This window comes from Streptomyces griseoflavus, from assembly GCF_014649995.1.
Taxonomy (GTDB): Bacteria; Actinomycetota; Actinomycetes; order Streptomycetales; family Streptomycetaceae; genus Streptomyces; species Streptomyces griseoflavus.
In genome coordinates this window covers 183,070-207,511 of the sequence record NZ_BMUC01000013.1, presented here as the reverse complement: position 1 = coordinate 207,511, position 24,442 = coordinate 183,070, and the positions used below count along the sequence as shown (strand labels likewise).

At 71.8% G+C, this 24,442-nt stretch carries 22 protein-coding genes and 1 pseudogene; 12 read left to right on the top strand and 11 right to left on the bottom strand.

Annotated elements, in window-relative coordinates; all coding sequences use genetic code 11:
• Positions 1–45 precede the first annotated feature (45 nt).
• A complete protein-coding gene (locus IE172_RS25630) occupies positions 46–585 on the bottom strand; it encodes a GNAT family N-acetyltransferase (RefSeq protein WP_190099657.1) in 540 nt (179 codons plus the stop codon).
• 144 nt (positions 586–729) lie between these two features.
• Here IE172_RS25630 and IE172_RS25625 point away from each other — a divergent pair, with 144 nt between their 5' ends.
• Together IE172_RS25625 and IE172_RS25620 are read left to right on the top strand one after the other, a co-directional pair.
• Positions 730–1,605 (top strand): SCO4651 family lipoprotein, encoded by an 876-nt coding sequence (locus tag IE172_RS25625; protein WP_229886381.1) that lies wholly within the window; start codon positions 730–732, stop codon positions 1,603–1,605.
• A gap of 208 nt (positions 1,606–1,813) precedes the next feature.
• The gene (locus IE172_RS25620; protein ID WP_190099656.1) at positions 1,814–2,653 is read left to right on the top strand and encodes an endonuclease/exonuclease/phosphatase family protein; all 840 of its coding nucleotides are present in this window, start codon (positions 1,814–1,816) and stop codon (positions 2,651–2,653) included.
• Positions 2,654–2,745: 92 nt separating this feature from the next.
• On the opposite strand, the gene IE172_RS25615 is transcribed toward IE172_RS25620, so the two are convergent.
• On the bottom strand, positions 2,746–3,345 hold the full coding sequence (locus IE172_RS25615; protein WP_190099655.1) for a helix-turn-helix domain-containing protein: 600 nt from the start codon (positions 3,343–3,345) through the stop codon (positions 2,746–2,748).
• A gap of 108 nt (positions 3,346–3,453) precedes the next feature.
• On the opposite strand from IE172_RS25615, the gene IE172_RS25610 reads away from it, so the two are divergent.
• Positions 3,454–5,049 (top strand): MFS transporter, encoded by a 1,596-nt coding sequence (locus IE172_RS25610; protein WP_190099654.1) that lies wholly within the window; start codon positions 3,454–3,456, stop codon positions 5,047–5,049.
• A 49-nt stretch (positions 5,050–5,098) separates the two neighbouring features.
• Here IE172_RS25610 and IE172_RS25605 read toward each other — a convergent pair whose 3' ends face one another.
• Complete coding sequence (locus tag IE172_RS25605) at positions 5,099–5,701, bottom strand: TetR/AcrR family transcriptional regulator (RefSeq protein WP_190099653.1); 603 nt, start codon at positions 5,699–5,701, stop codon at positions 5,099–5,101.
• Between the two features lie 110 nt (positions 5,702–5,811).
• Between IE172_RS25605 and IE172_RS25600 the strand changes: the two genes are divergently transcribed.
• Positions 5,812–6,645, top strand: a complete 834-nt coding sequence (locus IE172_RS25600; protein WP_190099652.1) for an alpha/beta fold hydrolase — start codon at positions 5,812–5,814, stop codon at positions 6,643–6,645.
• 163 nt (positions 6,646–6,808) lie between these two features.
• On the opposite strand, the gene IE172_RS35580 is transcribed toward IE172_RS25600, so the two are convergent.
• Positions 6,809–6,886: a 50S ribosomal protein bL37 gene (locus IE172_RS35580; RefSeq protein ID WP_466429642.1), complete on the bottom strand. Its 78-nt coding sequence runs from the start codon at positions 6,884–6,886 to the stop codon at positions 6,809–6,811.
• A gap of 274 nt (positions 6,887–7,160) precedes the next feature.
• On the opposite strand from IE172_RS35580, the gene IE172_RS25595 reads away from it, so the two are divergent.
• Positions 7,161–7,691 (top strand): hypothetical protein, encoded by a 531-nt coding sequence (locus IE172_RS25595; protein ID WP_190099651.1) that lies wholly within the window; start codon positions 7,161–7,163, stop codon positions 7,689–7,691.
• On the opposite strand, the gene IE172_RS25590 is transcribed toward IE172_RS25595, so the two are convergent.
• Positions 7,684–9,183: a hypothetical protein gene (locus IE172_RS25590; RefSeq protein WP_190099650.1), complete on the bottom strand. Its 1,500-nt coding sequence runs from the start codon at positions 9,181–9,183 to the stop codon at positions 7,684–7,686. The genes IE172_RS25595 and IE172_RS25590 overlap by 8 nt on opposite strands.
• A 131-nt stretch (positions 9,184–9,314) precedes the next feature.
• Between IE172_RS25590 and IE172_RS25585 the strand changes: the two genes are divergently transcribed.
• From IE172_RS25585 to fxsT, 3 genes are read left to right on the top strand one after another with little or no spacing between them, the layout of a single operon-like run.
• Entirely contained in the window at positions 9,315–10,115 is an 801-nt protein-coding gene (locus IE172_RS25585; RefSeq protein ID WP_190099649.1) for a class I SAM-dependent methyltransferase, read from the top strand.
• A complete protein-coding gene (locus tag IE172_RS25580; protein ID WP_229886380.1) occupies positions 10,112–11,332 on the top strand; it encodes a TIR-like protein FxsC in 1,221 nt (406 codons plus the stop codon). The genes IE172_RS25585 and IE172_RS25580 overlap by 4 nt, the downstream gene beginning before the upstream one ends.
• The gene (fxsT, locus tag IE172_RS25575) at positions 11,329–15,252 is read left to right on the top strand and encodes an FxSxx-COOH system tetratricopeptide repeat protein (protein WP_190099648.1); all 3,924 of its coding nucleotides are present in this window, start codon (positions 11,329–11,331) and stop codon (positions 15,250–15,252) included. The genes IE172_RS25580 and fxsT overlap by 4 nt, the downstream gene beginning before the upstream one ends.
• A 6-nt stretch (positions 15,253–15,258) precedes the next feature.
• Here the strand turns inward: fxsT and IE172_RS25570 are convergent, their stop codons facing one another.
• The 3 genes from IE172_RS25570 to IE172_RS25560 all read right to left on the bottom strand — a co-directional run bounded on the left by IE172_RS25570 (position 15,259) and on the right by IE172_RS25560 (position 18,324).
• Positions 15,259–16,125, bottom strand: a complete 867-nt coding sequence (locus IE172_RS25570; RefSeq protein WP_190099647.1) for an alpha/beta fold hydrolase — start codon at positions 16,123–16,125, stop codon at positions 15,259–15,261.
• Between the two features lie 157 nt (positions 16,126–16,282).
• Positions 16,283–17,827 (bottom strand): fused MFS/spermidine synthase, encoded by a 1,545-nt coding sequence (locus IE172_RS25565; protein ID WP_190099646.1) that lies wholly within the window; start codon positions 17,825–17,827, stop codon positions 16,283–16,285.
• 65 nt (positions 17,828–17,892) lie between these two features.
• Positions 17,893–18,324 carry a nuclear transport factor 2 family protein gene (locus tag IE172_RS25560; protein WP_190099645.1) on the bottom strand — a complete coding sequence of 144 codons (432 nt, stop codon included), beginning with the start codon at positions 18,322–18,324 and terminating at the stop codon, positions 17,893–17,895.
• A gap of 340 nt (positions 18,325–18,664) precedes the next feature.
• Here IE172_RS25560 and IE172_RS25555 point away from each other — a divergent pair, with 340 nt between their 5' ends.
• The 3 genes from IE172_RS25555 (at position 18,665) to IE172_RS25545 (ending at position 20,469) form a co-directional block, all read left to right on the top strand.
• Entirely contained in the window at positions 18,665–19,705 is a 1,041-nt protein-coding gene (locus tag IE172_RS25555) for an amidohydrolase family protein (RefSeq protein WP_229886378.1), read from the top strand.
• Between the two features lie 72 nt (positions 19,706–19,777).
• Entirely contained in the window at positions 19,778–20,080 is a 303-nt protein-coding gene (locus tag IE172_RS25550) for an ArsR/SmtB family transcription factor (protein ID WP_190099643.1), read from the top strand.
• On the top strand, positions 20,077–20,469 hold the full coding sequence (locus IE172_RS25545) for a VOC family protein (RefSeq protein WP_190099642.1): 393 nt from the start codon (positions 20,077–20,079) through the stop codon (positions 20,467–20,469). Before IE172_RS25550 ends, IE172_RS25545 begins: the two co-directional genes overlap by 4 nt.
• 28 nt (positions 20,470–20,497) lie before the next feature.
• Here the strand turns inward: IE172_RS25545 and IE172_RS25540 are convergent, their stop codons facing one another.
• The 3 genes from IE172_RS25540 to nadE all read right to left on the bottom strand — a co-directional run bounded on the left by IE172_RS25540 (position 20,498) and on the right by nadE (position 23,830).
• Positions 20,498–22,009: an MFS transporter gene (locus IE172_RS25540; RefSeq protein ID WP_190099641.1), complete on the bottom strand. Its 1,512-nt coding sequence runs from the start codon at positions 22,007–22,009 to the stop codon at positions 20,498–20,500.
• 159 nt (positions 22,010–22,168) lie between these two features.
• On the bottom strand, positions 22,169–22,603 hold the full coding sequence (locus tag IE172_RS25535) for a VOC family protein (RefSeq protein WP_190099640.1): 435 nt from the start codon (positions 22,601–22,603) through the stop codon (positions 22,169–22,171).
• 396 nt (positions 22,604–22,999) lie between these two features.
• Positions 23,000–23,830: an NAD(+) synthase gene (gene nadE / locus IE172_RS25530; protein ID WP_306432808.1), complete on the bottom strand. Its 831-nt coding sequence runs from the start codon at positions 23,828–23,830 to the stop codon at positions 23,000–23,002.
• A gap of 247 nt (positions 23,831–24,077) precedes the next feature.
• Here nadE and IE172_RS25525 point away from each other — a divergent pair.
• Positions 24,078–24,442: pseudogene (locus tag IE172_RS25525) on the top strand (serine/threonine-protein phosphatase); the annotation flags it as partial.

Genomic DNA, 24,442 nt, shown 5'->3' with positions numbered 1-24,442 from the left:
GCACCTCCGCCACGGACGGCGCCGTCGGCCCCGACACGTCACCGCCTACCGGGAGCCGGGCTTCCACTCCTCGGCGAGGAGTCCGAGGAGCACCTCGTCGAGGAACTCACCCAGCACCCAGGCCGACGAACGCAGCACGCCCTCGCGGACGAATCCGTTGCGTTCCGCGGACCGCAGCATCGCGGTGTTGTCCGCCAGCGTCTCGATCTGCAGCCGGTGCAGGCCGCGCACCACGAAACCGTAATGGCACAGCACCGCGACCACGTCCGTGCCGTACCCCTTGCCGCGCGACGCCGGCAGCAGCCCGAGCCCGATGTGCGCGGCCCGGCTGTGCGTGTCGATGCCCCACAGCGTCGCGGTGCCGACCAGCGTTCCGCCCTCCAACTCCACCACGGAGAAGGGCACACGCCCCTGCTCGTCGTCGTCCACCACGAGCCGCGGATCGTCCGTGCCGGGCGTGATCGGCCGCCACGGCCTGGCTTCCGCCCGCGAGCCGTTGACCACGTCGTCGTAGAGCTCGGCCCGCAGAACCGGTATGTCGTCCTCGTGCCGGGCCCTCAGCCCGACCAGATTCCCCTTGAGCATGCGGGTTTCCTATCCGACCGGCTCGCCCGGCGGCAATCGATTTCTCCGTCGGCCCGGTGGGGTGATGGTCCGCCGTTGCGGGGCACCCGGATCACCGATCACAGTCATCTGCCGATCGGGCAGGGCTCGTTGAGGAGATTGGGGATGCGCATGCGTCGCAGGGGGACGAAGGCCGGCACGATCACGATCGCCGCCGTCATGGGGAGCGTCGTCCTGACAGGGTGTGGAGGAGACAGCGAGCCGAAGGCCGAGGCCGGCGCGTCGTCGGCCGCGAGCGGCAGCGCCCAGGACCAGGAGCAGAGCACGAAGGCGGTGCGGGCCGCCTACGACAAGACCGCCGAAGCCGAGTCGGCTCGGATGACGGTCCGGACGCAGCTCGCCGCGGAGGGCAAGACGATCACCTCCGAGGGCAAGGGCGTCCTCGATCTGGCCGAGGGCGACAGCGTCATGACGATCACGGCCGAGGGCCGGAGTCTGGAACAGCGTGTGGTCGACGAGGTGCTCTACCAGAAGGCGCCGGGCCGGAAGGCTCCGGAAGGCAAGCCCTGGATCAAGATCGACCTGGAGAAGTTCGCCGCTCAGCAGGGCGTCGACAACCAGCAGTTCGGCGACCCGGCCCAGACCGCGGCCTTCGCCAAGGCGATCACCGACAAGGACGTCACCGAGGTCGGCACCGAGAAGATCGACGGCGTGAACACCACGCACTACCGGGTTTCGGTGGACGTGGCCGAGCTGCCGGGCGGCGACCGGATGCGCGAGCAGTTCGGCTCCACGCTGCCCATGCAGGTCTGGCTCGACGAGGAGGGGCGGCTGCGCCGGCAGCAGATCGACATGACCGTCAAGGACGCGGCTTCCGCCTCGGCGAAGCCCGGCGACGGTTCGGCACCGCGGCAGCTGAAGATGAGCACCGTCCTGCAGTTCTCGGACTTCGGCACCGATGTCGACGCCGAGGCTCCGCCGGCGGAGCAGGTGACGGACATGACGGACCAGGCCCTGCAGGGGAGCCGGCAACAGAGCTGAAGGAATGAGCCACAGGCCTCCGGGGCGCTTCCACGGCTCCTCCGGGCCGTGGGCGATGCGGGCGGCCACCTGAAAAGGTGGCCGCCCGCATCGCGGGTGGCGTCCCGACGGGACGTCACCCACCAGGCGGGAGCCACCGGGCCCCCCGGCCCCGACGCCTTACGCGGGAAGTCGTCGGTTACCGTGGTTTCCCACGGCGGGGGAGGCGATGGTGTTCGAACGGGGCACGCGGTTGCTCGCGGGCGCGGTGATCGTGGCCTGCATGGTGCTCCTCGGACCGAGCGCGCCGAACGGTGCGCTGTCCGCCGGGCCGATGCCCGTCGGCACCGCCCGCGACTTCGTGCCGAACCGCGTGATGACCTGGAACATCTGCAATCCCTGCGGGCAGAGCAACGCCGACCGGGCGGCGGAGATCGCCAAGCTGGCACCCCAGGTCGTCGGACTGCAGGAAGCGTGTGAGCGCGATGTCGAGCGGGTCCGGGACCATCTGGAGAACCTCTACGGGCTGGACTACCACGTCGAGTACGGGACGGTGCTGCAGAACTGGGGCCGCTGCGGGGGAGTGCCGTGGAACCCGGGAGGCTACGGCCAGGCGATCCTCTCCGCGGCGCCGATGACCGACCACGTGAACGTGGAGTACCCCGACGGCGGCTCCGAGGACCGCGGCTTCATGGCCGTCACCACCCTCGTGGACGACCGGCCCGTCCGGGTCTTCAACACCCACCTCGCCCAGCGCCGGCAGGAATCGGTACGGGCGGAACAGACCGGCGTACTCGCCGCGGAGATGGCCCGGCACGAACGCGCCATCGTGCTCGGCGACTTCAACGCCGTGCCGGACACCCCCGAACTCGCCCCGATCTGGGCGCTGGCCGAGGACACCGACCCCCGGTGCCGCCCCGCGCGGTCCGGCACCTGCGCGCCGACCACCGACTGGCAGAGCAAGTTCGACTACGTCTTCCTGCGCGGCATCACCCCCCTCGGCCACCAGGTACGGCCCAGCCCGTACTCGGACCACCACGTCCTGCACACCGAGGTGGACCTGACGTGACCCGGCCTGCTCTGGCCTGAGGTGCCGTCCGGGCCCTCGCCGCGGCCGCCCGCCGGCCCACGTCCCCGGGGCCGGGGCACGGGGGTGGCGGATCAGGGAGCGGACCCGCCGGTGCCCGTGGTGCCGTCGCGCTGGTGGCCGCGGCGGGCGTCGCGGTCGAAGATGCCGAGGATCTCGCAGGGGCCGCCCTCGGCGCCGATGGCGTGCGGAAGCATGGTGGGGAACTCGGCGGCCTGGTTCGTCTCCACGCGGAAGCGCTTGTGCCCCAGCATGAGCATCGCGGTCCCGGACAGGACGACCAGCCATTCGCGGCCCGGGTGGGCGCGCATGCGGGCCGGGTTGTCCGGCGGCGGTTGGGTCATGCGCTGGCGTACGACGGTCATGCCCGGGTCGCCCTTCACGGGCCACCGCATCAGCCCGTGGGCGGCGTCGATCATCGGACTGGTGACGACGTCGTCCGTGGCGGTCTCCACGAGCTGGTCCAGCGTCGTGTCGAGGGCACGGGCGAGCGTGACCAGCTGATCCAGCGCGAGACGCCGCTGCCCGTTCTCGATCCGGCTGAGCGTCGACTGGCTGACGTTGGCGCGCGTGGCCAGTTCCTCCAGGGACCAGCCCTGTGCGACCCGCAGAGCACGGATGCGTTTGCGTACGAGGCTGTCCAGCTCCCCATCACTTTGCGTCATACGCAACATCGTATGCCCATGTGGCAAACCGCGCCTAGGTTCTCTCGCGGGCCCCGGTCACGGCCGGGCCGTTCCCGGGCCCCATCCCCGTACGTCCGCGCTTCCGCAGGAGAACCCATGAGCACGAACCAGCCCGCACTCCCGGCCCCCGCCCCCGACGGAGACCAACCGGACGCGCGTCGGCTGCGCGCCGTCCTGGCCGCGGTGTCGGTGGCCCTGATGGCCGTCATCGCCTCGGTGTCCGGGCTGAACGTTGCCCAGACCCACCTGGCCGTCGAGTTCGACGTGTCGCACGGCACCGTCCTGTGGATCATCAACAGCTACACCCTGACCCTGGCGGCCCTGCTGCTGCCGCTCGGCGCGATCGGTGACCGGCTGGGCCGCAAGCCCATGCTGATCGCCGGTCTGGCGCTCTTCGGTGTCGCCGGCGTCGCGGCCGGGCTCGCCCCCACCGCCGAGGTGATGCTGATCGCGCGCGTCGCCGGCGGCATCGGTGCCGCCATGATCATGCCGATCACGTTGGCCGTCATCACCTCCACCTTCCCCGCGGAGCGGCGCGGCAGGGCGATCGGCGTGTGGACCGCTGTCGCCGGGGGCGGCGGCATCCTGGGGATGTTCCTCTCCGCCCTGCTGGTCGATGTCGCGGACTGGCGGTGGCTGTTCCTCCTGCCCGTGGTCCTGGTCGCCGTGGCCCTGGCGATGACACTGAAGTCGGTCCCCGACTCGCGCGCATACCCCGCCCGTTCCTTCGACACCGTGGGTGCGCTGGTCTCCGCCGCCGCCGTGGTCGGCCTCATCTTCGCCCTCCAGGAGGGGCCGGAGAACGGCTGGACCGCTCCGGCGACCCTGGCCGGGCTCGCCGGCGGTCTGGCCGCCGCCGTCGGCTTCGTGGCCCGGGAACTGCACCGTCGTGACGCCTCCCTCCTGGACGTGCGGCTGTTCCGGGAGCGCGGCCTCGCCGACGGTTCGGTCACACTGCTGGTGGTCTTCGGCGTCCAGGCGGGCATCGCCGTGGTCCTGTTCCCGTTCCTCCAGGCGGTGCTGGGCTGGTCCGGGCTGCTGGCCACGCTGGCCCTGATGCCCATGGCCGTGACGATGATGCTCGCGTCCGGGCTGGCCCCCAGAACGGCCGCGGTCATCGGCTCCCGGCCGACGACGATGGTGGGCGTGGCGCTGGGCGCCGCCGGTCTCGCGCTGATGGCCCTGCTCGTCTCCGCGGACGGCGGCTACCCGACGATCCTGCCCGGCATGCTCGCCATGGGGATCGGCATGGGCCTGTCGATGACCCCCTCCACCGAGGCCATCACCGCGTCCCTGCCCAGCGAGAAGCAGGGCGTCGCCTCCGCACTCAACGACGTCACCCGCGAGTTCGGTACCGCGCTCGGCGTCGCCCTGCTCGGCGCGCTGCTGTCGGCCGGCTACCGCGACTCCATCGACGGCCGGCTCGACGGCGTGCCCGCCGATGCCGCGGACGCCGCCCGGGGCGGGATCGCGGGCGCCGTCGGGGCGGCACCCGGCAGTGGCACCCACGCGCCGGAGCTGATCCATGCCGCCCAGCAGTCCTTCGTCGACGGCTGGCAGCAGGCCATGTGGGCGGGCGTCGCCGTCATGGCCGCCCTGTTCGCCTTCCTCGCGCTGCGCGGACCGGGCGCCTCCGCCCCCGTGCCGGACGGCGACGACGACACGGCCGTCGAGACGACCGCGGTCCGCTGAGACCTGGTGCGACACCGGGCCACCGGAGCCGGCGCGGGAACCGGCTCCGTCAGCACTGCTCCAGCAGACGGGCCGCCATGAGGCGGGCGTGCCGCAGACGAGCGCTGTCACCCTCCAGCCCGGCACGCACCATGGCGCCCTCCAGGAGGAAGGCCAGATGCTCCGCCGTGCCCCGAGCGGCGTCGGGACGCCCGGGCAGCAGCGCCTCGACGTGCGCGGCGATCAGACGCTCGACCTCCTCCTTGTGCCGGCGCACCCGTGCCCTCCCCTCGTCCCCGACGGGCAACTCGGCGGCGGCGTTCAGCAGTCCGCACCCACGGAAGCCCTCCGCGCGGGCCGATTCGGCGCTGTCGATGTAGGTGTCGAACACGGCCAGCACGCCCTCGCGGGGGCTGTCGGTCCGTTCGACCCGCGACCGGTACCGCGTCAGCCATTCCTGGTGCCGGGCGTCCAGGTAGGACAGGACGAGATCGGCCTTGGAGGAGAAGTTGTTGTACAGGCTCATCTTCGCCACGCCCGCCTCGGCGGTGATCGTGTCGATGCCCGTCGCGGTGATCCCGTCGGCGTAGAAGCGCCGCGCCGCCGCGGCGAGGACACGCTCCCGGGCCGGCCGTCGCCTTCCGGCGGCCGGTGGCCGCTTCCCTTCACCCATCCCACACCCCGACTCGTCTAGGTAGACTGGCCTACCTAGTATAGCGAGGGGGCTGCCGCGCCTCCCGACCGTGTCCCTCCCGAGCCGAACGCCACCGCCAAGGAGCGCCCATGACTCTCCTCACCGGCCACCTCGTCGTCGACGGGGTACGCCTCGCCTACCGGGACCAGGGCGAGGGCCCGCCCGTGATCTTCATTCACGGCACGCCCTCGCACACGTACGAATGGCGCGACGTCCTGCCGCACATCGAGGCGGACGGCTTCCGGGCCGTCGCCTACGACCTGCTGGGCTACGGCCTCTCCGAGCGCCCGGTGAACCGCGACACGTCGGTCGCCGCGCAGACCGTCCTCCTGGGACACCTCCTCGACGCGCTGGACATCGACCGCGCCGACATCGTCGCCCACGACATCGGCGGAGCCATCGGCATGCGCTTCGCCGTCGCCCACCCCGAGCGCGTGCGCCGGCTGCTGCTCATCGACTCGGTGAGCTACGACTCGTGGCCCTCCCCGACCTGGCGGCGGATCATCGACGAGAACCTGGACGACTTCACGAGCATGTCCCAGGACGAGTTCGACGCCCTGCTGACCCGACAGCTCACCATGACCGTCGCCGACGAGTCCCGCATGACCGGCGGCGTCCTGCGGGCCTACCTGGAACCCCACTCGTCCCCCCTGGGGCGTGTCTCCTTCTTCGAACACCAAGTGCGCCACTACGACGCGAAGTACACGGAGGAGATCAGCGGCCGACTGGAACGTCTGACCATGCCCGTCCGCATCCTCTGGGGCGAGAAGGACCGGTGGCAGCCCCTCCACTACGCGAAACGGCTCAGCGACGCCCTCCCCGACGCGACCCTGGTCACCGTCCCCGACGCCGGTCACTTCCTCATGGAAGACGCCCCCGAACGCGTCGTCGAGGAGATCAGGACCTTCCTCACCGCCCCCTGAATCGCCGGTTCGGAGGAACCGGCCGACCTCACTCCCGGCACGGGCTTGCGCACATCGATGTCCCGCACAGGCTCACGAGTGGCACGCGCCCGCCGACGGCATGACCGCCGCCGACGGGCGCGCCACGCGTCCGTCCCGGACCCGCGGATCCGGGACCCGGCACTCAGGACTGCGGCCGCTTCCCGTGGTTCGACGGGTGCTTGCGCCGCGCCTTCTTCTTCCGGCGCCTCTTCGAGGACATGGGCGTCTCCCTTGTGACATCGGCCGCGAGACCACGTCTCACCCGCGGTCCCACCCGGCGGTCGGCAGGTGCTCCATTGTTCCGTGAGGCGCCCCGCACCGCGACCCGCACGGCCTCCCGCAGGTCAGGCGAATGGAGCAGACCCCAGGGTTGGGCGTTGCCTCCGCGAGTCACAGAAGTTGAGTGAGGAGCACGGTTCACGCACGCGGCCGGACCTCCGGTCGCCCGGCGTGGTGCCGTACCGCCCCGTCCCGCCCTCCCGGAGGCCGCAGCGATGCACGACCCCGCCGTCCCCGACCCGCAGCCGGCCGCCTCGCGCGCGGGGGCCGGGCGACTGCCGGAACCCCGCCTGCTCAGCGGCGTCTACGGCCTGGTCCTCGCCAGCGCGCTGGCGGCCGCCCTCGACTCCCCCGACGAGCAGACCGACCCGGGATCGGACGCGGTGTGGGTGCTGTTCACCGCCGTGGCCGCCGCGGCCGCCCACGGCTACGCCCACGTCCTCGCCCATCGGATGTCGGCGGACGACAGCGGACTGCGGGTGGGACTGCGCGCCATGTTCGCGGAGTGGCCCGTCGTCGCCGCGGCCGTCCCCACCGTCGTGTTCCTGCTGACCGCCGTGCCCTCCTGGTGGGGGGAGAGCGCCGCAGTGAACGTCGCTCTGCTGTTCAACACCCTGGTGCTCGCGGTCGGCGGAGCATGGACGGCGCGCCGCGCGGGCCGCGGCTGGCCGGCATCACTGCGTGCCGGAACCGGGGACATGTTCATCGGCCTGGTCATCATCGGAGCCAACGCCCTGATCAAGTGACCGAGCCGCCCACTCCGGCCCCCGGCACCGACTCCGCCATCACGGTCCGCGGCAGCGACGGATTGGCCGCGGCAGCTTCCACGACCTGCCAGTCGTCGTCGGAGAGCAGCCCCACGACGACCGACGGCGGGAGGCACGGATGCCCGGCGGCCACCGTGCGTGCCCGCGCATCCGTCAGACAGGCGAGGAGGGCCGCACGGCGAGCGTTGCGGTGACGGGCGATCTCACGCAATGCCTTCGGCACCCGCGGATCGTGCGCGGCCAGTTCCTCCAACAGCCCCGGAGAGGCGTCCGGGTTGGCTGCCACCCTGGCGACGACCTGGGCCCCGTGCCGTACGACCATGGTGCGCAGCCGCGTCTCCGACAGCCCCGGGTGGGGCGCGACGGACTTGACCACCTTGGCGTCAGGGTCGTTGGCGAGCCCGTCACGGATCGCGGCGGGCAGATCGCGCCGTTCGGCCAGGAGCATGCGCACGGCGGGATTCGACGACCTGGACAGTTCACCGACCTCGCGGGAAGAGGCGGTCGCGATCCTCGGCAGGAGCGTCGGACCGATCTTCACGGAACCGGCCAGGTCGGAGAGCACGTCGATGGGCACACGCGGGTTCCGCGCGACACCACGCCGTACGTCGGTACAGGGATCGGCCGCCAGCACACGGATCAGCGCCTCATCGATCGCCAGGTTCGCGGCGAGCTCGGCTCGCACACCGGGTACGGGGTCCTTGGCGAGCCGAGCCGCTGCCTCCGGCGGCAGATCGGGGCGGGCCGCCAGCCCGAAACGCGGCACCACCGAGGCGTCGGCTGAGAAACGGGCGACGGCTTCGGCAGGAGTGGCAGGGTTCCCCAGAGCCGACTCGGCCGTCTCCCGGACGGTGGACTCGTGCGAGCCCGCGCAGGAGGCACCGGGGCGCGACGGCGTCCCCGTACCGTCGCAGACCAGACACAGCTCGGCAGGGGGCAGCCCTTCGCCGGCGACGAGCGCTGCCAGTACGTGGGACGGTGTCGACTCGTTGGCCGCCACGGCGCGCCTGACCTCGGCATGCCGATGCCCCGCGAGCCGGGCGGCCACGTCCGCCGTGGTCCACCGCGCGAGCTCCGAGACCACACGCACGTCCGTGTCGGCCGCCAGCATCTCCTGGAGGGCAGCGGGGAGTTCTGCGCACGCAGCGAGCTTCTCCCGGCGCTCCGGGTCCGGATCGGCGGCGAAGCGCCATGCCCACTCTGCATGACCCCTGCCCTCACCGAGCAGGGCGAGCGCCGCATCCGGCAAGAGGACCGGATCTATGTCGGCGGCGGTCAACAGACCCCTGCGGGCCAGCCGTTCTGCGGCCTTCCCGACGCGCGCGGCCAGCGCGACGGCCTGCTCAGGACGGAGATCCGCACGCTCCGCGAGGCTCTCGGCGATGTCCGCGTCCGCGACCGCGATCAGCCGGTCGATCAGTTCGAGGGGGAGAGCCGGGTTCGCGGCGAGCCCGCACAGTACATGGTCCACGCGGACATACTGACCGGCGCGCAGCCGAACGGCCGGTGGTTTTCGGGGGTGCGCCGGTGTGGGGTCCGAACGGGTGTCGTTCGGTCACCATGGGACTGGACCGGATCCGGACAGCACGGGAAAGGGCACCCATGGACGACCGCACCCCTTCTGTGGCGCCGCACCAGCATCCGGACCTCCGTCTCTCGTTCGGGCCCGCGGCGTTCGCCTACGCCGCGCACCGCCCGGACTACGCGCGGGCCGCTGCCCGTTGGGCGCTCGAATCGGCACCCGGCCCCCGCGTGCTCGATCTCGGCGCCGGGACCGGCAAGCTGACCGCCACCCTGGTCGCGCTGGGCGTCGAGGTCGTCGCGGTCGAACCCGACCCGGCGATGCTGACCGAGCTGCGACGCTCACTGCCCGCTGTCCGCGCCCTGCAGGGCAGCGCCGAGGCGATCCCCCTGCCGGACGCCTCCGTCGACGCGGTGCTGGCCGGAAACGCCCTGCACTGGTTCGACATGGCCGTCGCGGGCCCCGAGATCGCCCGGGTCCTTGCACCGAACGGCGTCCTGGCCGGTCTGTGGAACGTTCTCGACGACCGGGTCGAGTGGATTGCCGGGCTCGCCCGGGCCGGCGGCGGCGCGGCCATCGGCCCCCGGGACACGTTCACCGGCTGGCGTGCCGAGACAGCCCGCGCACACCTTCCGAAGAACGGCGGAGCCGCCCGGTTCGGTTCTGCGGAGCAGCGACACTTCCCGCACGGTCAGCTCCGCACGGCCGACTCCCTCGTCGCGACGCTCGCCACCCGCGCCGGAATACTGGTCATGCCGGAGCGGGAACGGAACGCCGCCCTGAGTGGAATCCGGGCCTACCTGGAGAAGGAACCGGAGACCGCACGAGGCGAGTTCACCCTCCCCATGCTGACCGGCGTCCTGCGCGTCCGGCGACTGTGAGACCGCGCAGCGTCCTCTACCGGGACCTGTGCAACCACATCATGGCCCTCACCGACCTGCCCGCCGGGGCACTCGCCGGCTTCATGGACCGGGACATGAGCTCCGGCGACGGCTGGCCGCAGAAGCTCAGCGAGAACCTCGCCCGCTGCCGGGTCTTCGTGCCGCTGCTCTCCCCGCGCTACTTCACCAGCGAGATGTGCGGCAGGGAATGGTACGCCTTCCATGAACGGCAGGTCCGGGTCAAGGCCGTCGACGGACGGGAGATATCCGCCATCGTCCCGGCCCTGTGGACGCGCGTCGACTACGCCCAACTGCCCGACTCCGTACGGCACATGCACCTCGACCACGCCACCTTCGGCGAGCGGTACGCGACCAACGGCATCTACGGGCTGATCAAACTCAGCCGGCTGCGCGACGAGTACGAGGAGACCGTGCTCACCCTCGCCCAGCGGATCGTCCAGGTCGCCGAACAGACCCCGCTGCCGGCCAGCAGACCCCGCGACTACGAACACACACCGAGCGCGTTCCGGCCACGCGGCGAAGGACCCCGGCGCATCCACCTCACGGTGGCCGCCCCCACCCGGGACACCATCCCGGAGTACCGGGACACCGGCCCCTACGGCGACGACCCACAGGACTGGAACCCCTACCACTCGGAGTCCACGCGGCCACTGCCCGCGCTGGCCCAGGAGCTGATCCGCTCGCTGGACTACCGGATCACCGTCTCCTCCTTCGACGACGAGGACACCCACCGCCCCGGGGAGGCCGGGACGGCCCGGGCGGGCAAGGCGGCGGGCCGCCCCGGCATCCTCCTGGTGGACCGCTGGGCACTGACCGACGACGGCCGGCGGAACCGGCTCGAGGCCTTCGACCGCGCCTCACTGCCCTGGACCAGCGCCATCGTGCCGTGGAACCGGGCCGACCTGCAGTGCCACGGCGAGGAGGGCAGGCGGCTGACCGCCGAACTCGAACGGACCCTGCCCCAGACCCTCGAACGCGGCCGACGCACCGACACCCGCATCGCGGTCAACGGCGTCCCCACCCTGAAGGCGTTCACCGACGTGCTCCCGGCCGTCGTGGCCCACACCACCCGGCAGTACCTCAAACACGCCGAGGCCCACCCGCCACCCGGCCCCCACGTACCCAGGCCCCGGCTGACGGGGCCCCTCCAGCCGCCGGACCCGGCAGGCGGAGCCGACGACGAAGGAGAAGAATGACGGCCGCGCGGGATGGACGCATCATCACCTTCTACTCGTACAAGGGCGGCACCGGACGCACGATGGCCCTGGCCAACACGGCCTGGATCCTGGCCGCGGGCGGCAAGCGCGTCCTGGCCGTCGACTGGGACCTCGAAGCGCCCGGCCTGCACCGCTTCTTCCACCCCTTCCTGGACCTCAAGGCACTGGCGGCCACCCCTGGCGTCATCAACATCATCGAGGACTACGCCTGGGCCGCGACCACCGGCACGCACGAGCGGCCCGACGACTGGCACCTGCCCTACGCCCACGTCGAACAGCACGCCCTGTCCATCCGCCCCGAACGCTTCGACCTGCGCTTCCCGGACGGCGGTTCACTGGACTTCCTCTCCGCGGGCCGCCAGGACCGGGCGTACTCGACGACGGTCACCTCCTTCGAGTGGGACAACTTCTACGAACGTCTGGGCGGCGGCAAGTTCCTCAACGCACTGCGTGCCGACATGAAGGCGACGTACGACTACGTCCTGATCGACAGCCGCACCGGACTGTCGGACAACGCGGACATCTGCACCATGCAGATGCCGGACGTCCTGGTGGACTGCTTCACACTGAGCGATCAGGCCCTGGAGGGCGCCGCGGCCGTGGCCCGCTCCATCGAGGAGGGCTACCGTCCGCGCCGCATCCGCGTGCTGCCGGTGCCGATGCGCATCGACGAGGGCGAGAAGGAGAAGGTCGACGCGGGACGGGCGCTGGCCCGCATGCGGTTCGAGGGACTCCCCAAGGGGCCGGGCGGACAGGAGCTGTCCGCCCAGGAGAGCAGCGCCTACTGGGGCAACGTGGAGATTCCCTACCGGCCGTACTACGCCTACGAGGAGACCCTCGCCACGGTCGGCGACGAGAGCGGGATCGCCAACTCCCTGCTGTCCGCCTTCGAACGGCTGACCGCCGTGATCTCCGACCGCGAAGTCACCTCCCTCGCACCGATCCCCGAGGCGGTGCGGCTGCGCTGCCGGAACGCCTACCTCCGGCGTCGCCCGGCAGCCGGCGCCGCCGCCTTCCTGGTCACGTACGCGGCGGAGAACCGCACCTGGGCCGACTGGGTCAGGTACCTGCTCAGGAGGGCCGGCTGCGAGGTCACCCTGCACGACATCTCCACCGGACCGGCCGAACCCGCGAGCCCGGCCACCCGCACCCTGGTGCTGTTGTCGAAGGTCTTCGAGAAGAGCCGCTACGCCGACTCCGTCTGGCGCACCCTCTCCGACCCCTCCGCGAACGCCGCGCACCCCCCGGTCGTCGCGCTGCGGGTGGACGAGGTCCAGCGGCTCCCCGAGGCGTTCGTCGACCTGCACCGGCTCGACGAGTCGGAGTGCGTGGCCGTCCTGCTGCGCGCCCTCGAACTGCCCCTGATGCCCGTCGAGTCCACGCCCACGGCGCCCCGCTTCCCCGGCAACACACCGGCGATCTGGAACGCGCCCCAGCGCAGCACCACGTTCACCGGACGCAACGTGATCCTGGAACGCATCCGTGACCAGCTCGGCGGCACCCCGGGACCGCCGCAGCCCGAAGCGCTGTTCGGACTGGGTGGAGTGGGCAAGTCCCAGCTCGCCATCGAGTACGTGCACCGGTTCATGGCCGACTACGACCTGGTGTGGTGGACGTCCGCCGAGCACGTCGACGACGTCGTCGCCTCCCTCGCCGAACTGGGCGCCCGCATCGGCGTGCCCGGCGGCGAGGACATCACGCTGGCCTGTCAGGAGACCGTGCACCGGCTGTCGCGCGGACTGCCCACCAAACGCTGGATCCTGATCTTCGACAACGCCGACGACCCCGCGCAGCTCGCCCCCTACTTCCCCCGCGGAGGCAGCGGGCACATCCTCGTCACGTCCCGTAACCAGGCCTGGTCGCAGCACGGCGCGTCCGAGCAGATCGACGTGTTCCTGCGGGAGGAGAGCGTCGAACACCTCACCCGGCGCACCGACGGGGGACTGGCCGCGGCGGACGCCGAGCGGGTGGCCGAGGCCGTCGGCGACCTGCCGCTGGCGGTCGAGCAGGCGGCGGCCTGGCTGGCCGAGACGGCCACCCCGATCGAGGACTACCTGCGGCAACTGGCCCGGCAGACCACCGAGGTGCTCGCCCTCAACCAGCCCTCCGACTACCCCGAGACGGTCGCCGCCACCTGGAACGTGTCGATCGCCCAGATGGAGGAGCGCTCCCGGGCCGCGGTCCGGCTGCTCCAGCTGTGCGCCTTCCTCGCCCCGGAGCCGATCTCCGCCAAGCTGCTCTACAGCAAGGAGATGATCGAGGCGCTCAAGCCCTACGACGCCACCCTCCAGGAGAGCCTGCTGCTCGGCCGGATCATCCGCGAGATCGGCCGGTTCGCGCTCGCCAAGGTCGACCAGAAGACCAGCAGCATCCAGGTGCACCGCCTGGTGCAGGCCGTGATCCGCTCCCAGATGTCGCAGGAGGAGCAGCGGGAGGCCCGCGACGTCGTGCACACCGTCCTGGCGGGCGCCCGGCCCGACGGCGACGAACCCATCGACGACCCCGAGACCTGGCCCCGCTTCGCGATCATCTGGCCCCACCTGGCCGCCTCCGACGCCCGCAGCAGCGATGCCGCCGAGACCCGCAGGCTGCTCATCGACCGCGTCCGCTACCAGTGGAAACGCGGTGACTTCCCCGCCGCCAAACGGCTCGCCGAGGACCTGCTCCAGCACTGGAGGCCGATCCTGGGCGAGGACGACATGCAGTACCTCTACCTGCGCTGCCAGCTCGCCAACGTCCTGCGCTCACAGGGGCGTTACGTGGAGGCGCGGGCCATCGACGAGGAACTGCTGGAACGGCAGAGCCGGGTCCTCGGCCCGTCGCACCCGCACACCTACGTCACCATGTCCTCCCTGGCCAGTGACCTCGCCGCGCTCGGCGAGTACCGCAGGGCCGTGGAGCTCGCCGAACAGGCCCACCGCGGATTCGGCCAGATCTTCCACGAGTCGCACCGGCGCACCCTCAGCGCGGCCAACAACCTCGCCCTCGCCCTGCGCATGGTCGGCAAGTACGGCGACGCCCGCAGGATCGACCAGGACACCCTGGACCGGCGCATGGACGTCCTGGGGCCCGACCACCCCTACACGCTGGCCTCCGCGGAGCGCCTGGGCCGTGACCTGAGGGAGGTCGGCCGGTACGCGGAGTCGGTGACGATGCTGGCGCGGGCCTACGACGCCCACAAGCGCATCCTGGGCAAGGAGTTCCCCGGCACGCTGCGCTGCGCCAAGTCGCTGGCGGTGTCGCTGCGCCGGAACGGCCAGCTGGAGGACGCCCACCGGCTGACGGCGGCCACCCGCACCCAGTACCGGGCGCAGTACGAGGCCCCCACACCGGACTCGCTGGCCTGCGATCTGAACATGGCGGCCGACCTGTTCGCGGCGGACGAGCGGGACGCCGCACGCGACGTGGCCCTGGAGGCGCTGGCCGAGTACATGAAGGTGCCGGGGGAGGCCCATCCGTACACCCAGGCCGCGTTGAACAACCTCGGCATCTTCCACTGGGGCTGCGGCGACCTGGAGGAGGCCGAGACGGTGTTCCTCAAGGTCCTGTCGAGGATGACGGACGTGCTCGGGGAGGACCACCCGCACACCCTCTTCGCCGGCGTGAACTACTCCAACGTCCTTTACTCGCAGGGGCGGCTGGACGAGGCGCGGGTCCGTGAGGAGCGGGAGCTGGCGGCGCTGCGCGTCGTCCTGGGGCACCACCACCCCGAGAGCCTGGCGGTGGCCGCCAACCACTCCCTCACCCTGCGGTCCCTGGGCCGCGAGGCCGAGGGGCGGCTGCTGCGGGACGAGGCGCTCACCGAGCTGCGCCGGCTGCTCGGTGAGGACAACGGCATCACCCGGCTGGTCGTCCGCGAGCAGCGCATCTACCGGGACCTGGAGCCCTTGGCGGTATGACGCTCCTCAGTCGGCGAGCAGCCAGTTCAGTACCTCGGGCAGCGCGCGCAGGGCGGCGAAGTGGGCCGCGCCGGTCTCCAGCACGGCGGTGGCGCGCGGGATGCGGTCGGCCAGCCAGGCCGAGTGCGAGGCCGGTGAGAAGACGTCCTGCGCGCCGTGCCAGAGCAGCACGGGCACCCGGATCGAGGAGGGGTCGAAGCCCCACGGCCCGGTGATGGCCAGCGCGTCGTCGATCCAGCCGTGCGGTGAAGTGCGCAGTGCTTCACGGTAGTTGCGCATGAGCATGGAGCGGACGGTGTTGTCGGAGACGATCAGGCGGTCGTCGGCGGTGAGGTCGTCGCGCAGTTCCTCCAGCAGCCGGGCGGGGTTGTCGCGGATCCGTGCCGACCGCGGGATGATTCCGGCCGCGAACCGCTCCGGGTCGGCCACGGCCGTACGGAACTCGGTCACGTTGGACGGCGCCATGCCTTCGAACCAGTCCAGGCCCTGAGCGTCCTGCGGCGCGAGTCCGACCAGCGCGGCGGCCCTCGTCACCCGGTCGGGCAGCAGTGCCGCACAGGCCAGGGCGTGCGGGGCGCCCCCGGAGCGGCCGGCCACCGCGAACCGTTCCAGCTCCAGCGAGTCGGCGACGACGGCCACGTCCTGGACGACGTCGGCGACCCGGCGGCCCGGCCGCCGGTCCGAACCGCCGTAGCCGGGCCGGTCGTAGCTGATGAGGCGGGCGCCGCGCTGGTAGAGGAACATCGACCGGGGTCTGGGCCCCACCCGGCTGCCCGGCATGCCGTGCAGGAGGAAGACCGGGCGTCCTTGTGGATCCCCCGCCACCTCGACCCGTAATCGCCGTCCGTCCGCCGTCCGCACATGGTCGGGCACCGCAGCGTTTCCCCCTCCCCGGAACCCCTGGGCGGGGACCCGGCTGCCGGGAATCTGCCCGGCAGTCACCGCGGCGAAACGACGGAGCCCCGCGCGTGGTGCGTGCCGAGGACGGTGGGGCCGAAGGGAGCGGGACGCACCGACCGGGCCCCTGCCGTCACCGCCCGTTCGGGTCGCCGTAGGGCTGGAGGAGCTGGTCGACGGGTGCGTAGTCGTCGGTGAGCAGGGGGGCGTCGCCGATCCACGACGTGAGGTCGTCGCCGGCGGCGATCCGCCAGCCGGTTCCCCGGGTGTCCAGCGTTTCCTGGACCGCGCGGAGGTCGACCGCCCGGCCGGAGGCGACCACCACCAGGTTGCCGCCCCTGGCGCCGGAGGCGGGGGCGAGTCCGATGTCGGTGGGCTCCCCGAGGAGGGCGACGTGCGCGAAGGTCGCGCGCAGCGTGGCCGCTTCGGCGCGCGCGAAGGCGAGATCACCGTGGTCGATGAGGTTGGCGACGTAGAGGCCGTCCTCGTCGAGCACCCGGCGCACTTCGGTCATCGCCTCGACCGTGGTGAGGTGCCAGGGGACGCTGACGCCTCCGAACGCGTCGCCGACGACGAGGTCGCGGCTGCCGTCGTCGAGCCGCCGCAGGCCCAGCCTCCCGTCCTCGGCGCGCACGTCGACACCCGACAGCGGTCCCGGCCCGAACCGTTCCCGGTCGATGCGCACGACCCCGTCGTCGATCTCCGACACGAGGCTGCGCGTCCCGGGCCGCGCCGACGCGAGGTAGCGGGGGAGGGTGAGCCCGCCACCGCCGAGGTGATGGGCGGCGAGCGGCTCGCCTTCCGGAAAGGCGGAGTCGACCACCGACGCGATGGCACGCACGTACGGGAACTCCAGGAAGGCCGGGTCCTCTACGTCGACGTAGGAATGACGCACCCCGTCCAGCACCAGGATGCGGCCGCTGTCCCGGTCCGGGTCGGCGACGACCCGCGCGCAGTGGTACCTGGTCTCCGTGTCGCAGTTCCCGGGCGCGAGCGTGGTGGCGAGGCCGCCGGCGACCACCGCGAGGGTCAGGGCGGGCGTTCCGGTCCAACCGCGGGCACGCCACTCCACCAGCGCGGAGCCGACCAGCAACAGCGTGCCGAGACCGATCAGGATGCTGCTGACGGGCAGCCGCGACAGGAGAACGAAACCCGTGAAGACGGTTCCGAAGATCGCGCCGACCGTGCCGACACCGGACAGTCTGCCGACGACCGTCCCGGTCTCGGCGAGGCTGGTGAGACGCAGCTTGGTCGCCATCGGCGTCACCGCGGCCAGCAGCGCGCCCGGCACCAGGATGGTCAGCGCCGCGGTCAGCAGGAGCAGCGCGGGTGCCCGTTCCGCGGTGGTGCGCAGTACGGCGGGGGTCAGCGCGACGACCGCTCCGGATATGCCGAGTGAGGGGCCGAGGAGCCGGGTGGGGCTGACCTGGTCCGCCACACGCCCGCCCAGCCAGGAGCCGAGGGCGATCGCCGTGAGCGCGATGCTGATCACCAGGGTGCTGGTCTCGAGGGTGAGGCCGAGGTAGGGAGCCAGCAGCCGCAGGGCGACGATCTCGACGACCAGCACCGCGGCCGAGGACCCGAACACGAGCACGGCGGCAACGCGGGGACCAAGGCCGCGGTCACGGGGCGTGTCCTCGGCGACACGGGGGGAGGACGATCCGGTCACGGGCGTCATCTTCGCACGCTGGTGGGCGAGTTCGGCGAGGCGCCGGATCGCGGGGTGCGGGTTCGGCAGCCGGACTACGGACGGGCGGGGCCCTCGGCGAGCCCGTCCTCGACCAGACCGGCGAGAACGGCGTCGCCGAGGGCGTGGACGGCGGATCGGGGCCGCACCATGACGGTGAACTCCTTGATCCGGCCGTCGTCGTCGAAGTGCAGCAGGTCGATGCCGTGGATCTCCTTGCCGCCCGCCCGGGCGCGGAAGAGCAGCACCGCGGACGGTGCGGTGGTGGCGTCACCGCTGGTCTGCGCGGTGCCGGTGTGGTCGCCGATGTAGCGGAAGTCCTCGAAGGTCCGCAGCAGGACCCCGAACAGCCCCAGCACCGCGGCCTTGCCCTCGAACGGCGTGAACTTGACGGGGCTGTAGAGACGGACGTCGTCGGTGAACAGGTCGTCCAGGGCCGCGAGGTCCCGGTTGTCGACGGCTGCACGGAAACGGTCGGAGGTGTTCATTCGTCGCCCTTGATAGTCATCAATCTGAGTATTCATTTTCATGAGTATCACGTTGGCCTGCCGAGCGACAGAGGTGTGCGGGAGGCGTCGTGCCGCTCCGGTGGCGCCCCTCTGCTCCATCCAGCGCAATCCGTCCCTCGGCGGCGTCTCCCGGCAGGCCCCTCCTGCCGCGGGCGGGTCACCGTGGAGTGCCGGAGCGCCGACGTCACGAAGGGACACACGGATGTCGAAATCGAGTCGGCCGTTGAGCCGGCGTGGTCTGCTCATAGCCGGTGGGGCCTTGGCCTCCACAGCCGGCACCACACTGCCTCCCCGGGGCGCCCCCGCCGGGGGAGGGGACATGCCGGGCGGGGCCGGAGAGGGTGACGACTCCGGACGGGCGGCGAAGATCGACGTCCACCATCACTTCACCGCCCCGCAGTGGGTGGAGTGGGCGGAGCGCGCAGGGGTGGTCCGCAAGGCGGACCTGCCCTGGTGGGCGCGCTGGGACGAGGACGCCACACTCGCTCTCATGGACCGGGCGGGAATCGCGACCGCCGTGCTCAACCCCAGCATGCAGGACCGGTACCGTTCCGCGGCGCAGGCCAGGGAAGGGCTGTCGGTGCTCTTCGACGCGCTGACCGGCTTGACGCACCGGCACCCGGGCCGTTTCGCCTTCCTCTGCCCGTCCCTCCTGGGCCACCCGGACGTCACCACGTGGGCGCTCCGGCGCGCCCACGACGACCTCGGTGCCGTCGGAGTGAGCGTCAAGGCGTGCCACGACGGCGTCTACCTGGGCGACCCCTCGTACGACCGCTTCCTCGCCGAAGTCGACGAGCGTTCCGGCGTCCTGTTCACCCACCCGCTCGACCTTCCGGGCAAGCCGCCGGGAGTGCCCACCGTCCCCGGGGTCCCGAACTTCATGTGCGACTTCCTGCTGGACACGACGCGCGCGGCGGTGAACCTCATCCGCACGCGGACACTCGACCGGTTCCCCCGGCTCTCGGTCGTCCTGCCGCACGCCGGCGGATTCCTCCCGCAGATCGCCACCCGCCTGGAGGCCTTCGGCGACCACTGCACTCCACCCGTCGAGCCGGGCCGGGTGCGGGACGCTCTGCACCGCTTCTACTACGACACCGCGGGCCCGCTCGCTCCGGCGTGCTCCCTGGTGGAGACGGTCGGTGCCGACCGGATCCTCTTCGGCACGGACTGGCCCGCCGCCTCCGCGGAGATCATCACCGACTACACGGTGCCGGCCGTCGCGAGCGACCACGCGTTCACCGAACACCAGCGTCGCGGTGTCTACCGCGGCAACGCGCGGCGGCTCATGCCGGCGCTCGGCGCACCTGCCGTGCCGGTCACCGGTTCCGCGGGCACGAAGCCCTCCACGGCCCGGCAGTAGAAGACGCCCGGGCCGGGCAGCCGTTCCGCGACGGGACTTGATAGGCAAGTGGACACTTGCCTATGGTGGGGTGTGGCCGAAGACCTGTTCAAAGCACTGGCCGATCCCACGCGCCGCGTCATCCTCGACGAGCTCGTCGAGAAGTCCGGTCAGACCCTGTTCGAGATCTGCTCGCGGTTGGCCATGAGGCATCAGCTCGCGATCTCCCGCCAGGGGGTCTCCCAGCACCTCGCCGTGCTGGAGGCCGCGGGGCTGGTCGAGACGCGACGGGAGGGCCGCTACAAGTTCCATGACCTGAACACGGCTCCGCTGCGGCAGATCGCCGAGCGGTGGCCCCTGCCCGGCCCGCCCGGCCGTGAGGAGAGCACACCATGAGGATCCATCTCACCAGCGTCTTCGTCGACGACCAGGCGGAGGCCCTCCGCTTCTACACCGAGGTCCTCGGATTCGTGAAGAAACACGACGTCCCGCTGGGCGAGGAGGACCGGTGGCTGACCGTCGTGTCGCCCGAGCAGCCCGCCGGCACCGAACTGCTCCTGGAGCCCTCCGGGCACCCCGCTGCCAAGGCCTACCGCGACGCCCTCGTCGGGGACGGCATCCCGCTCGCCCAGTTCGCGGTCGACGACGTCGCGGCGGAGTACGCGCGCCTGCGTGACCTCGGGGTCCGCTTCACCCAGGAGCCCGTGGAGATGGGTCCCGTGACCACCGCCGTGTTCGACGACACCTGCGGCAACCTGATCCAGATCATCGCGCAGCCGGGCTAGGGCCTGCCCTCCCGCCTCGCCGGGGCGGTCAGTTCTGCCGGGCGTGCACCGGGTTGTTCGCGACCTCTTCGGGGCACTTCCGGTGCGGCGCGCGCGCTCGCCGGTCGCGCCGCCAGTCGAACACGGCCAGGGCCAGGGACGTCAGCATCGTCGTGAGGGCGGCGCCCAGCGCGATGGCGAGGGCGACCCGGTAGTCGTCGGCCCGGCCGAGTACGAGATAGAAGAGGCCGGGCAGGGCCGCGGTACCCACCGCGGCACCGAGCCGCTGCCCGGTCTGCAGGGCGCCGCCCGCCGCGCCGGCCATCCGCACGGGTACGTCGCGCAGGGTCATGGTGATGTTGGGGGAGACCACGAATCCGCTGCCGATGCCCCCGATGAGCAGGGCGGGGGCCGCGATCCAGGGAGCGATGTCCAACGGCGCGAACCGCAGCAGCAGAGCGGTCGAGCCCAGACCGACGATCACGCCCCCGAGACCCCACACGGTGAGCAGGCGGCCGAACCGGTCCACCAGCCGGCCCGAGACCACGGCCGCCCCCGCCGAGCCGAGGGCGAACGGGGTGACGGCGAGGCCCGACCGCAGTGGCGAGAAGTCCAGGCCGTGCTGGTAGAACAGCGCGAAGACGAGCCAGACGCCGCTGAAGCCGAGGAAGTAGAGCGTGCCGACGCCGGCGCCGACCGCGTAGCCGCGCACCGTGGTGAAAAGACGCGGGTCCAGCAGTGGCTGCGTCCCCCGGGCGACGAGCCGGCGCTGCCGGCGGACGAAGACGGTGAGCACCAGGACGCCGACCGGGAACATCCACCACAGGCGGCTCAGTCCGCCGGCCTCCGCCTGGACCAGGGGGTACATGAAGGCGAAGACCCCGAGGCCGAGGAGCAGCACGCCGGGCACGTCCACATGTCCCTTGCCGGAGCGCCGGGTGCGGGGCAGCAGACGGCGCCCGAGCAGCACGGCGAGGATCCCGATGGGGACGTTGACGTAGAAGACCCAACGCCAGCCCTGCTGTTCGCCGGCCAGTGCGAGGATCGTTCCGCCGATGACGGGGCCGGAGGCGGAGGAGATGCCGACGGTCGCGCCGAAGTAGCCGAAGGCCCGGCCGCGTTCCGCCCCCCGGAACAGCTGCTGGATGAGCGCGGAGTTCTGGGGTGCCATGAAGCCTGCCGCCAGCCCTTGGGCGAGGCGGGCCACGACCAGCAGCATGATGTCGGGCGCGGCTCCGCAGGCCGCGCTGAAGACCACGAAACCGCAGAGGGCGAGCAGGAAGATGCGACGCCGGTCCAGGGCGTCGCCCAGCCGGCCGGCGGTGACGAGGGCGAGGGCGAAGGTGAGTGAGTAGCCGGACACCACCCACTGCACCTGGGCGGGGGAGGCGTGCAGGTCGTTCTGGATGGTGGGCAGGGCGACCGCCACGATCGTGACGTCCAGCAGGCTCATGAACCCGGCCACCAGGGTGACCCAGAGGGCCCGCCACCGGTGCGGGTCCGGCCGGTAGTCGTCCCCACCGGCACCGGGGTCCCGGTCGCCCGCCTCTGACGTGGTCACATGGAGTCCTCTCGCAGACCCGGCCCGGGCGGACAGGTTCCCCGGCCGGGGCGCTGGCACACCCCCGCGCCTGCAAATGGGTCATCCCTGGCTCGACCGCTGCCCGACGTACGAACCGGACGGCCTGCGGGCCCGTACCGAGGACCGTGAGCCGGACGCTCAGTCGAGACAGAACTCGTTGCCCTCGACGTCCCGCATCACGATGCAGGACTCGTTGTGGTCGTCGGCCGGCAGGACCCGCTCGCACACCGCGCCGAGCGCGACCAGGCGCGCACACTCCGCTTCGAGCGCGGCGAGGCGCTCCGCCCCCACGAGCCCGGTGCCGACGCGCACGTCGAGGTGCACCCGGTTCTTGACGACCTTCCCTTCGGGGACGCGCTGGAAGAACAGCCGCGGGCCCACATCCGAGGGATCGCCGCAGGCGAACGCCGAACCCTGCCGCTCCGGCGGCAGAGAGCGGTCGAAGTCGCCCCACGAGGCGAACCCCTTGGGCGGCGGCGGTACGACGTACCCCAGCACCTCGCACCAGAAGCGAGCGACACGCTCGGGATCCGCACAGTCGAAGGTGACCTGGAACTGCTTGACCGAGGACATCGGCGCACCATAGCAGGGAGACACGTCGGTCCATGTCCCTCTGCCGGACGGCGTGTTGTCGCGGTGTTGGGGCCGCGGGTGCCACCGGCACGGCAAGCCCGCACGCGAGCGAGGCCTCGACTGTCGGCTGCGGGCCCGTACCCGGGTGGCGGTCCCGGCGCGCGTGACGGGCGCGGCGACGGCATAGTGGTCCCGGAAGGCGCGGACCGCTTCACCGGTCTCGTCGCCCGTGCGTTGGTCGTCTAAGGAAAGACGTCCCGCTTCCCGCGGGGAAATGCAGGTGCAAGGCCTGCCCGACGCTCCACTTCGGGACCCGCCGGCCCGGTGCGGGCGCCTGTTCCCGGCGGGCCGCCCCGACCGCGTGCACGGGGCCGGATCGCGAGAGGCCCCTCGACGTCAGGGACCGCTGGGCAGCCGGCGCTTGTGGTCGGTGAGGCGGTAACGCTGGACGATGGTGTCGAAGGCCTTCCGGTCCACGGGCTTGCCTTCGAGGAAGTCGTCGATGGCGTCGTAGCTGACTCCGAGTGCGTCCTCGTCGGCCTTGCCCGCGTCGAGGCTCTCCAGGTCGGCGGTGGGGATCTTCCGGACCAGGCCCTCGGGGGCGCCGAGGGCGTCTCCGAGGGCCCGCACCCGGCGTTTGGTCAGGCCGGCCAGCGGGACCAGGTCGGCGGCGCCGTCACCGAACTTGGTGAAGAAACCGGTGGCCGCCTCGGCGGCTTGATCCGTGCCGACCACCAGCCCGTCGTGCGCGCCGGCCACCGCGTACTGGGCGATCATGCGCTGGCGTGCCTTGATGTTGCCGTGCACGAAATCCTGGTGGTGGGCGTCACGGAACCGGACCCCGGCGGCCAGCGTGGCCTCCAGCGCGGCGTCGCCCGCGGGCTTGATGTCCACCGTCAGTACGTGGTCGGGCCGGATGAAGGACAGAGCGAGCTGGGCGTCGTGCTCGTCGGCCTGGACGCCGTAGGGCAGACGCATGGCGTAGAACCGCGCCTCGTGCCCGCCGGAGCGGGCCCGTTCCACGGCGAGCTGGCACAGCCGGCCCGCGACGGTGGAGTCCACACCACCGCTGATGCCGAGCACCAGGGCGCGCAGACCGGTCGAAGTGAGCCGCTCGGTGAGGAAAGCCACCCGGCGCTCGATCTCCTGTTCGGCGTCGAAGACCTGGTCGACACCCAGGTCCCGTGCGATCTCCTGCTGTAGGGCGATGGCCGCCGACTCGCTCACGTCCGCTGCTCCTCTTTCCGGCTCCCTGCGTGCTGACCAGATGCGCCTACCCGAGAGCCGCCCGGTGAATCCGCGGGGGACGGACGGTGGTCGCCGACTCACTGACCGCAGTCGAGGGACACCACCCGAAAGAAGGGAGACCTCCGCACAGCGACTCGGCCCACCGCTCCGACCAGGTAGGACGGGCACGTCAGGTGATGCCGCCCGATCTCGGGGAAAAAGATGCGGCACTCGACAGGAGGTCGTTGTGAAGGGTGGAGATGTGGAACTGGGCGCGTTGCTGGCCGCCGCGGAGGCGGCACCGCCCGGCGAGTCCGTCGACGTGGTGGCGCACGATCTGCAGAAGCGGTTCGGTGCGGCGCGCGTGTCGTTCCTGTTCGTCGACCTGGTCGGTCAGCGACTGGTCCGTCTCACCGCGCCCGGTGCCGATGTCGCGGACTCCGACGAGCCGATGGACCTGCAGGGGAGTGTCTACGACCGTGTGCTGCGGAGCCAGCGCCAGCTCGTCGAGCCGGACGGCCAGGGCGGACGGCGGGTCATCACGCCGGTCACCAACCGGGGCGACTGCATCGGGGTGCTGGAAGTGACCCTGCAGTCCGTCGACGACACCGT